At 46.8% G+C, this 881-nt stretch carries 1 protein-coding gene; it reads left to right on the top strand.

Translation table 11 applies throughout. The annotated features are described in order from the left end of the window. A partial coding sequence (rnhB, locus tag A3739_RS26335; protein WP_068503353.1) for a ribonuclease HII occupies positions 1-536 on the top strand: 536 nt, incomplete at its 5' end. Between the last annotated feature and the right edge of the window lie 345 nt (positions 537-881).

Below are 881 nucleotides of genomic sequence, written 5' to 3'. Positions count from 1 at the left end.
TTGTTGGTTCTGTGGTTGCTGCAGCCGTAATTCTTGATCCTGACCAAGAAATCGAAGGTTTAGCAGACTCTAAAAAACTGTCTGAAAAAAAACGCACGAAACTTGCTGACGAAATTAAGAGTAAAGCGCTTGCGTGGTCTATCGCTGAAGCAAGCCCAGCGGAGATCGATGAGCTAAACATTCTCCACGCCTCCATGTTAGCGATGGAGCGTGCGGTTAACTCTCTTAGCGTTCGTCCCGAGCATTTGCTTGTCGATGGAAATCGTGTTCCAAAGGGTCTCAATTGCTCAGCAAGTCCTTTAATAAAGGGGGATGCATTGGCGAAGTGTATTAGCGCCGCTTCTATTCTCGCCAAGGTATGGCGCGACGCTGATATGGTTCGTCTGGATGCTTGCTATCCTCAGTATGGATTCGCGAAGCATAAAGGCTATCCCACAAAGGCGCATTTTCTTGCGCTTGATCAACATGGTGTTTGTCCAGAGCATCGAAAGTCTTTTGCTCCCGTTGCAAAGTTGTTGCACAAAACTACTAGTTAGCAGGTTCTGCGTGACTTAGCACTTATATTGGATTTGCAGTAATTCACAAAACGCAAATTGGTCAAAAATATGACGCAAAGCTAGCATTATATGCGATGTAATTCCGTCTAAATTCCTGAGGTACGACTACGCTTTTCTCACTGATACGAATTTTGGTGAGAATTAAGATGGTTTACCAAGCGACTCAAAACTTATTGAAAACCTCTATCCTAGCAAGCGTTTTAGGGCTCGCGGCATGCGGGGGTGGCGGTTCCGGCTCTGATGACGCTAGCGCGGCGCCTGTTGCAACCGCTGCATTGTCAGATGAGGTGTCTGTAAGTGGTCGCGCAGTCAAAGGTGTCATCA

This window comes from Oleiphilus sp. HI0067, assembly GCF_001635735.1.
Note: the sequence above shows the minus strand (reverse complement) of the source record. Positions and strands in the feature narration are given on the sequence as shown.